The organism is Mucilaginibacter sp. P5_A6, assembly GCF_056400585.1.
In genome coordinates this window covers 41,838-49,375 of the sequence record NZ_JBFUKZ010000033.1, presented here as the reverse complement: position 1 = coordinate 49,375, position 7,538 = coordinate 41,838, and the positions used below count along the sequence as shown (strand labels likewise).

The window sequence follows — 7,538 nt, the reverse complement described above, 5'->3', positions numbered from 1 at the left end:
GTTTAAAATTACCCGCTTCCAAAAATCCTGCATAAATCCTATCCCGTAGGCTGTAAGTTGAGTGAAGGCCGCAATAATGCTCAAAAATGCAATTTTTGCTGATTTGTTTTTCCACCAAGCGTGAAAAAATATTAACAAAATAATAACGGCCAGTATAAAGTTCCCCAACCCGGCTATTTGCCAGCCGAGCAGGTTAAAAATTAACGTAAAAATAATGAAAAGCGTAAAAGCTGCCGGGAAAAAATGTACAGCCTTTAATTCTTTTGGGAAAAATTTATAAATGTTGATCCGCGCTCTTCCAAAAAAATGCAGTTGTTTAAAAAACTGGATAAAATTGGTTCGCCTTTTATGGAAAACGATAGCCTCAGGTATCAACCCGATCCTGAAACCCATAGAATGGATGCGGATGCTGTATTCAATATCCTCGCCAAGGCGTGTTATGATAAAACCACCGGCCTTTTCCCATACCTGTCTTGATACCCCCATATTAAAGCTGCGCGGGTGAAACTGGCCGATGCCGTTTTTATTACCGCGTATGCCGCCGGTAGTAAAAGGGGAGGTCATGGAGTAGCTGATGGCTTTTTGCGTTGGTGTAAATGAAGCATGCGCGCCATCCGGGCCACCGTAAGCATCTAAATAATTTGAGGCTAAAGAATTGTTCACTATCTGCAGGTAATCAGCCGGGATTAAACAATCCGAATCGAATATAACAAAGTAATCACCTTTGGCCCGTTCAAAGCCAAAGTTGCGGGTAAAGCCCTGACCCTCGTTGGCTTTTTTAAAGTAGCGAACATCAAGTTTATCGACAAAGCTGTTTACAATAACTTCGGCATCGTTAACAGAGCCATCTTCTATCACCAAAACCTCAAAATTCCGGTACGTTTGCAGTACAAGGGTATCCAGCAGTTCTTTAATCTCCTGCGGGCGGTTATATAATGGAATGATGATGGAAAAAAACATGCCTTTTTTTTAGATATGAGATATGAGATGTGAGATTTGAGATCAAGACTGCTTATTTTTTTGTCTCATATCTCACGTCTCATATCTGTTTAAATAACTTCCTCTACCTGGTAATGATTGCGTTCGCTTGAATTACGGGAAACCAGTTCGGCAACAAAGCCGGTTAAAAATAGTTGGGAGCCTAAAATGATGGCTACAAGCGCAATGTAAAACATTGGGCTGTCGGTTACATCCCTATACTTTTCGCCGTGAGCTATCAGGTAAAGTTTATCACTTATCATCCAAATAGCTATCACAAGCCCGGTAAAGAAGCTTAGTGTTCCCATGGTGCCAAAAAAGTGCATTGGGCGCTTGCCAAACTTGCCTACAAAAAATATAGAGAGCAGATCAAGAAAACCGTTAACAAAGCGGCTCATGCCAAATTTTGTTTTGCCATATTTGCGGGCCCGGTGTTCAACCACCTGCTCGCCAATTTTGGTAAAACCTGCCCATTTGGCCAATACCGGTATATACCGGTGCATTTCGCCATACACTTCAATATTTTTAACAACCACACTGCGATAAGCTTTTAAACCGCAGTTAAAATCATGCAGGTTATCAATTCCGCTCATTTTACGGGTAGCGGCGTTAAACAACCGGGTTGGTATGGTTTTGCTTAGCGGATCGTAACGTTTAGCTTTCCAGCCCGATATCAGGTCGTATTTTTCTTCAACAATACGGCGATAAAGCTCCGGAATCTCGTCGGGGCTGTCCTGCAGGTCGGCATCCATGGTGATCACCACATTGCCCCTGGTAGCTTCAAAACCCTTATTTAAAGCAGCCGATTTGCCATAATTACGCCTGAATTTTATTCCTTTTATGAAGGGATTGTTGAAACTTAATTTCCTGATCATTTCCCAGGAACCATCCTTACTGCCGTCATCAATCAATATGATCTCGTAAGTAAAACGGTTATCATCCATCACGCGGCTTATCCATGAGGTAAGCTCGGGCAATGATTCTATTTCGTCATAAAGCGGTACTACAACTGATATATCCATTTAGTCGGGATGCAATGTTGGGCTGAAATAAAGTTTGCCCGCAATCATCCGCAAAAATATAAAAAATAGGTAATGGTTTGTATAATGATTTTTGCCTCACCCTAACCCTCTCCAAAGGAGAGGGCTTTATAACTGTTAAATCTTGCAAATCATAAATCCACTCCAAAGGAGAGGATTTATGCGGGGCTTTTATACTATGTAACTCATCTATTACGTTAAAAGCACTTGAAAATATTTTTATAACTTGCCCTTCACTATAAATAAAACCCCTATGAAATTTAATAAAGCAATTCTGCTTGTGCTTTTGTGTACTTATGCGGTATTAAGCTATGCGCAAAACGGCGATCAGCAGGGTGTAAAGTACGACCAGCATAAAGTGTTTAGCCCTTTATTTTATCCCGAAAAAGGTAACGAATTCAGGAACGCAGGCGGTGCGCCTGGTTCAAAATACTGGCAAAACCGGGCCGATTATAGAATCAATGTTACGTTAGATACGGCAAAGCATCGTATTGATGGTACTGCTGTTATTACCTATACTAATAACAGTCCGGATGCATTGACATTTTTATGGCTGCAGGACGATCAAAATATTTACCGGGCGGATTCAAGGGCAGAAGCTGCGAGTGGTCTTAACGGTGGCCGCTTTGCTAACAAAAGCTACACCCGGGGTGATGAAATAAAGGCTATCTATATTATCAAAAACGGCAAAACCGAAAAAGCTGATTACCTGGTGACAGATACGCGCCTGCAAATTAAACTCAAAGATTCACTTAAAGCTACCGGTGGCAAGCTGCAGATAAAAATAGAATATGGTTTTGAGATTCCACAATATGGTACCGACCGCATGGGCCGCCTGCAAACCAAAAATGGGTGGATATACCAGTTGGCGCAATGGTACCCGCGTATGGAGGTTTATGACGACGTAAGCGGATGGAATACTTTACCATACCTTGGCGCAGGCGAGTTTTACCTGGAGTACGGCAATTTTGATTATACCATTACCGCGCCGGCCGGTTTAGTAATAACAGGATCGGGCGAGTTGCTTAATCCGTCGGAGGTTTATTCGCCATCAACCATTACCCGGCTTGCTGCTGCCCGCAATAGCGATAAAACGGTAATGATTAGGGATGAGGCCGATATTTTGCGTGGTAACGATCATACAAAAAAGCCACTGTTAACCTGGCATTTTGCTTGCAAAAACGCCCGTGATATAGCCTGGGCAGCTTCAAAAGCATTTATATGGGACGCAGCCCGTATTAACCTGCCCGGCGGTAAAAAGGCGCTGGCACAATCTGTATACCCTGCAGAGGCAAAAGGGCATGATGCCTGGAGCCGTTCAACAGAATATGTAAAGGCGGCCATTGAACTATATTCAAACCAATGGTTTGGGTATACTTATCCCGTGGCAACAAATGTTGCCGGTACTGTTGGCGGCATGGAATACCCTGGAATTGTTTTCTGCGGATCGGAGAATAAAGCAGGTAGTTTATGGGAAGTTACCAACCACGAGTTTGGGCACAACTGGTTCCCGATGATAGTAGGCTCAAATGAGCGTAAATATGCCTGGATGGACGAAGGTTTTAATACCTTTTTAAATAACGTGGATACCCGTGTTTTTAATAAAGGCGAATATTATGACGCAACAGATCAGCAAAAAGCAGCTTCTGGTTTGTTTAGCGCCGATGCAGAACCCATTATGAATATCCCCGATGTTTTACAGGAGAATTTTTTAGGTGTGGCGGCCTATGAAAAACCGGCTTTGGGTTTAACCATTTTGCGCGAACAGATCCTGGGCGAACAGCGATTTGATTATGCTTTCCGCACCTATATTAAACGCTGGGCTTTTAAGCATCCAACACCATGGGATTTTTTCCATACCATGGATAATGCCGCAGGCGAAGACCTGAGCTGGTTTTGGAACGAGTGGTTTTTTACCACCTGGAAGCTTGACCAGGGTATAAGCGCCATTAATTATCCTGATGGGGATGCCTCTAAAGGAGCTTTTATCACCATTGAGAACCTGGAAGAAATGGCCTTGCCGGTTACCATCAGTATAAAAGAAGAAAACGGTAAAACAGGTATTGTAAAGCTGCCTGCCGAAATATGGCAACGGGGCGGAGTATGGACATTCCCTTATAAATCAACTTCGAAGATAATTGTTGCAACCATTGATCCTGATCATAAGCTGCCCGATGTAAATACCGAAAATAATTCATTTAGCGGTTTACCTGTACCAAAAGGAGTAACGGCGGCCAGTGTTATAAAAAACTACCTTGATGCTATTGGCGGTGCTGATAAACTGAAAAATATAAAGGACCTGCAAATATCATCAACGGCAAGTGTACAGGGTTCTGAGGTGCAAATGGTTACAAGATATCGCACACCGGGAATGTTTTTTCAGCAAATCACCGTACCATCATACAGTAACCTGGTGCTTAGTCATATTTTGGTGAATGATAATAACATAAGCGTGAAGCAGGTAAACCGTGATGTTCCTTTAGATGATGTAGCCAAAAAACTGGTAAAAGAAAAAAGTAAACCATTCCCCGAACTTGATTATCAAAATAACGGCAATGCTATGGTACTTGATTCAACCCTTAAGGTTGTAAATAATGAGATGGCTTATGAAATTGACATAAATATAGCTGATGGCACCACGATCAGAAATTTTTATGATCAAAAAACCGGGTTGAAAGTTAAGCAGGTGGTGGATGGCCCGGTAAATTCAATTGTTGAATGGGGCGATTACGAAGGTATAAACGGAGGAGTGAAGGTGCCATTTATTATAAAAACAGTTGTACTGGGCCACCCTGCCGATTTTAAGGTTAAAGAAACCGCCGTGAATAGTAATATGCCGGCTGTGTCATTTCAGTAATTATTTCATTAATATTTGTACGTTTTGGGGTGCTGGTGCTGTTTTCTGAAATAAGAATGGCTTTTATCGTATCCATGCTGAGGGCTAAAATCTGGGGAATCTGAAGGGGGAGTGACAAATCGGCGAAAGACTTGCGAAGTTTTTAAAACTGCGTAAGTCTGGGATTCTACGACTTGTTATAGGTAGGCACGAAGCAGTTTCCGCTTTAGAGCGTAGCTTTGCAAATCCGATCTGCATAGTCTGGGATTGCTTTGTGCAATGATGGCATGCTTATTTAATTTTAAACAGCCTCTTAGTATAATGATTTGATTTTTTAGTAAATTTGATATTATGATACGGACAATACTAAAATCTACAAAGAATAGTTTGACTCTTGAGTTGCCTGATGACCTGGTTGGAAAAACAATCGAAGTTATTGCCTTTGAAATAGATCAAATTAGTCCTCCGAAAGAGTTCCAGGATATTGAAAGGTCAAAAAAAATAGAAGCAATTGATAAAGCCCTTAGTAAGTACCGTGTAGATCTGTCGGGTTATAAATTTGACAGAGACGAGGCGAATAATTATGAGTAAAATTGCTATTGATACCAATATATTAATCTACCTACACGAGATTAATCCGGTGTCTGATAAAAGGTTAATTGCAAGTGAATTAGTTTCGGATGGGCCGCTTATCTCATCACAAGTAGTAAGTGAATATTTGAATGTATGCCATAGGCGATTAAAGATGACCAAGCAGGAATGTCTTGATTCGTTAATGGGATGGCTGCCATTTTGTGATCTTGCTGTATTTAAATTATCCGTCTTTAATACTGCTATTCATTTGGTAGAAAAATATCAATTTCAAATGTTTGATGGGGTAATAGTAGCTTCAGCTTTAATTAGCGATTGTTCAATTCTATACTCAGAAGATATGCAACACGATTTATTGATTGAAAATAAATTAAGAATTATCAACCCATTTCTATAATCGAAAACAGGGTTAAATTGAAATAAGCGATTTCCTAAGCGCTGTTACTGAAAAGCGGGAGGTAGTAATTAAACTAACTCCCGCTTTTTAATGTCATTAATATTGGTTTAATCCAGGCCTAAAACCTTACTTGTCCGCTTACGCGTGGCAACGCTCAAAGCTTCATCGTTTGATAATGATTGCCCGTACGATGGGATCATCAGCTTCAGCTTTTCCTGCCATTCGGCGGATTTAACGTGGCTTTTAAAGCAACGCTCAATCAAGTGTACCATAATAGGTACAGATGTTGACGCGCCCGGTGACGCGCCCAACAATGCGGAAATGCTGCCATCTGCCGATGTTACTACTTCGGTACCAAATTCCAGTACGCCGGTATGTTTGGCGTCTTTTTTAATTACCTGTACGCGCTGGCCGGCTATGTCCAACGTCCAGTCTTCGGCTTTGGCGGTTGGCAGGTATTCCTGCAGGGCTTTAAGCCTGTCGGTAGGCGATTGCATTACCTGGCTGATTAGGTATTTGGTTAAAGGCCAGTTATCGCGCCCTACGGCAAGCAATGGGAGTATATTGTTTAGTTTAATAGTGCAGAACAGATCAAGTAACGAACCTTTCTTTAAAAAACGGGTAGAGAAACCTGCATACGGACCGAAAAGCAATTCGCGTTTGCCATCTATCATCCGTGTATCCAGGTGCGGTACCGACATTGGCGGCGAACCTACCGATGCCTTGCCATAAACCTTGGCCTCATGACGTTTAATCACATCAGGATTATTGCAAACCAGCCATTGCCCGCTCACCGGGAAACCGCCAAAACCCTTGCTCTCCTGGATGCCCGATTTTTGTAACAGGGGCAAAGCGCCGCCACCCGCACCAACAAATACAAATTTGGCGTTCAGCTTTCTTTTTTGGCCGCTGGTTTTATCTTTTACCGTAACCAGCCAGCTACTATCTTTATTGCGTTTCAGGTTGCTTACATCGTGGTTTAGATGCAGACTTACGCCAGGTTTTTGTTTAAGGTTATTTATTAAGCCGCTGGTTAAGCTACCAAAGTTTACGTCGGTACCAATATCCATAAAAGTAGCAGATACCTCTTCGTGCTCATCGCGCCCATCCATTACCAACGGAATCCATTTTTTTATCTGCGCTTTATCCTCAGAGTATTCCATCCCCTTAAAAAAGTGATGTTTAACAAGGGCTTGCTGGCGTTTTTTAAGATAATTTACATTATCGCGCCCCCAAACAAAGCTCATGTGCGGTACTTTACGAATGAAGCTTTGTGGCGATGCGATATATTTTTTATCGATGAGGTAAGTCCAGAATTCTTTGGTGATCTCAAATTGCTCGGCAATTTTGATAGCTTTTTTAATTTCTACGGTGCCATCAGGAAGTTCGGGCGTATAATTCAGCTCGCAGAAGGCGGAGTGCCCGGTACCTGCATTATTCATCGGGGCCGAACTTTCTGCTGCGATGACATCCAGGCGTTCAAAAATTTCGATGGTTAAATCTGGTTGCAGTTCTTTAAGCATTACTCCCAGTGTGGCGCTCATAATGCCCGCGCCTATTAAAACTACATCAACCGTTGTGCCCGAAACTTTTTCGCTATTAGTCATCTTATTATGATACCTTGTAACAGGTATTTTGAAATTAAATACACCAGTTTATAACCTGATTTTTGCCAAATTGTTATGTTAACAATCTC

The 7,538-nt window shown here is 41.9% G+C and carries 6 protein-coding genes; 3 read left to right on the top strand and 3 right to left on the bottom strand.

What is annotated here, in order from left to right; genetic code table 11:
- Both AC1DO4_RS25610 and AC1DO4_RS25605 read right to left on the bottom strand, forming a co-directional pair.
- The coding region (locus AC1DO4_RS25610) for a glycosyltransferase family 2 protein (protein ID WP_477420599.1) at positions 1 to 960 on the bottom strand (960 nt) is incomplete at its 3' end.
- Between the two features lie 89 nt (positions 961 to 1,049).
- Complete coding sequence (locus tag AC1DO4_RS25605; protein ID WP_477420597.1) at positions 1,050 to 2,000, bottom strand: glycosyltransferase family 2 protein; 951 nt, start codon at positions 1,998 to 2,000, stop codon at positions 1,050 to 1,052.
- Between the two features lie 271 nt (positions 2,001 to 2,271).
- On the opposite strand from AC1DO4_RS25605, the gene AC1DO4_RS25600 reads away from it, so the two are divergent.
- The 3 genes from AC1DO4_RS25600 (at position 2,272) to AC1DO4_RS25590 (ending at position 5,842) form a co-directional block, all read left to right on the top strand.
- The gene (locus AC1DO4_RS25600; RefSeq protein ID WP_477420595.1) at positions 2,272 to 4,875 is read left to right on the top strand and encodes a M1 family metallopeptidase; all 2,604 of its coding nucleotides are present in this window, start codon (positions 2,272 to 2,274) and stop codon (positions 4,873 to 4,875) included.
- Between the two features lie 330 nt (positions 4,876 to 5,205).
- Positions 5,206 to 5,445: a hypothetical protein gene (locus AC1DO4_RS25595; RefSeq protein ID WP_477420593.1), complete on the top strand. Its 240-nt coding sequence runs from the start codon at positions 5,206 to 5,208 to the stop codon at positions 5,443 to 5,445.
- On the top strand, positions 5,438 to 5,842 hold the full coding sequence (locus tag AC1DO4_RS25590) for a PIN domain-containing protein (RefSeq protein ID WP_477420591.1): 405 nt from the start codon (positions 5,438 to 5,440) through the stop codon (positions 5,840 to 5,842). Before AC1DO4_RS25595 ends, AC1DO4_RS25590 begins: the two co-directional genes overlap by 8 nt.
- 107 nt (positions 5,843 to 5,949) lie before the next feature.
- Here the strand turns inward: AC1DO4_RS25590 and AC1DO4_RS25585 are convergent, their stop codons facing one another.
- Complete coding sequence (locus AC1DO4_RS25585) at positions 5,950 to 7,449, bottom strand: malate:quinone oxidoreductase (RefSeq protein ID WP_477420589.1); 1,500 nt, start codon at positions 7,447 to 7,449, stop codon at positions 5,950 to 5,952.
- Positions 7,450 to 7,538 lie beyond the last annotated feature (89 nt).

Coding starts and splice junctions, on each gene's coding strand:
- AC1DO4_RS25605 (WP_477420597.1), bottom strand. CDS start 2,000: ATGGATATATCAGTTGTAGTACCGCTTTATGACGAAATAGAATCATTG.
- AC1DO4_RS25600 (WP_477420595.1), top strand. CDS start 2,272: ATGAAATTTAATAAAGCAATTCTGCTTGTGCTTTTGTGTACTTATGCG.
- AC1DO4_RS25595 (WP_477420593.1), top strand. CDS start 5,206: ATGATACGGACAATACTAAAATCTACAAAGAATAGTTTGACTCTTGAG.
- AC1DO4_RS25590 (WP_477420591.1), top strand. CDS start 5,438: ATGAGTAAAATTGCTATTGATACCAATATATTAATCTACCTACACGAG.
- AC1DO4_RS25585 (WP_477420589.1), bottom strand. CDS start 7,449: ATGACTAATAGCGAAAAAGTTTCGGGCACAACGGTTGATGTAGTTTTA.